Below are 1,615 nucleotides of genomic sequence, written 5' to 3' on the forward strand. Positions count from 1 at the left end.
TCAAAATTGTTCCCAGCTGAGGGCAGACCATTAAGTATTCAGATCCGTGTTTCTGATATTTCAACTTTAAGCCTTGTTGAATTTTGTCAGGGCAGGCCTGCTGATGAGCAAAACACTTAATTAGAAGTACTACGTATAAGAGAAAACTGTAAACGGTATGTAAGTAAAACCGGTTGAAGTTAACAGTATAAGAGAGAACAAACGAATAGCTGCCTAAGGGCGGCTTTTTCTATTTCTGAATGCGGAAAAACCGCAGGATGAACTAAAAAATTGAAGGATTTAAAATCCTGAAAAAGCAAAAACACCAGTGTTGGCGCACTGAGGTTCTTTTAAATCAACTTAACCAGAGCAAGATTAAGGAGAAAAACAATCTATATGGAAGATTTTATCAAATTAATTTATTGGTGTCTAAAGGAAATGAATGAGATGAAAGCATGGCGCTTTGTTGCGATCCTTATCACTTTGATTATCTGTACATATCTTTGGAAAATGTAATGAAACTAAATATTTAAACCGACCCTAAATGAGGTCGGTTTTTTTATGAGGCCTATATGAACACATTAATGTATTGCTCAACACAAGAAGGCTATTCTGTCGCATTCCAAAGTGGGGTAGCTTCACAGGATTTGGATGGAGGAGCACCGCGGAACAGAAGGTTAAGCAAAAATAGCTTCCACACCGTGAGCGTTCAATGGAAGGTGCTTGAAGGTGGCTTTCAATATCTTGATGCGTTCTATAACGTTTGGTGTGAAACACCAGGAGAGATGTTTAATGCTTCACTTCGGGTAAATGGACCAGAGTTCAAGCCCTATAAATGCTTATTTGTTCCAGATAGCTTCCAACTAACAAGTATGCAAGGACCAGTTTATACAGTTACTGCTCAGTTGCGAGTTAAGCCAATTGTAGACTCTGAACTTAATAAGATCATTGTTGAGACTGGGAATGGTGGGGAGGACTTAGCATCGTTATTCAACCCACTCGAAAAACTGGTAAACGACGATCTGCCAAGAGCGATGGAGGGTATTTAAATGCCCGACTATACATCATTCTTTTTAAACTCAAGCAGTGGCGTGGTGCCATTAGAGTGCGTTGAGATTTCGCATCCTGACTTTACAGAGCCTTTCCGGTTTGTCAAAAACGATACAGAAGGTGTGACAGTAAAACATGAGGCCACGGGGCCGGATGTTCCATATGAATATCAACCTATGTCCATTCAACGCTCTACAGTCACAAACGACCTTGATCAAAAGCTTAGCCTAACCATTGCTGATGTAGACGATGAACTAATTAAATCGGTCGTATCTGCTCGGTTAGGCACCAACTGGAAAGTTAGACCATCAGTTAAATGGCGGCTATACCGAGATGATGATCTAACAGCCCCAATGGTGTCTTTACAGACCTTAGAGGTAGCGACTTTATCTAAAGATGGCTCTGGCAACTGTACTTTTGATGCACAAGCACCAGAACTTAATAGCGTTAAGACTGGTGAAATCTATTCTTTAGAGCGCTTCCCATTGTTGCGGGGCATGATATGAACCTAGACCATCTCCATAGTAGAGTCTGGACTAAAGACTACACCTGCAATGAATTTCTATGTGAAGCATGGAAAGATGTC

The 1,615-nt window shown here is 40.7% G+C and carries 2 protein-coding genes; both read left to right on the forward strand.

Translation table 11 applies throughout. The annotated features are described in order from the left end of the window. Positions 1-551: 551 nt before the first annotated feature. Positions 552-1,028, forward strand: a complete 477-nt coding sequence (locus VXQ92_RS17100; RefSeq protein WP_005138506.1) for a hypothetical protein — start codon at positions 552-554, stop codon at positions 1,026-1,028. Next, complete coding sequence (locus tag VXQ92_RS17105) at positions 1,029-1,535, forward strand: DUF1833 family protein (protein ID WP_004834160.1); 507 nt, start codon at positions 1,029-1,031, stop codon at positions 1,533-1,535. It begins immediately after the preceding gene. Positions 1,536-1,615 lie beyond the last annotated feature (80 nt).

This window comes from Acinetobacter sp. 228, assembly GCF_048147885.1.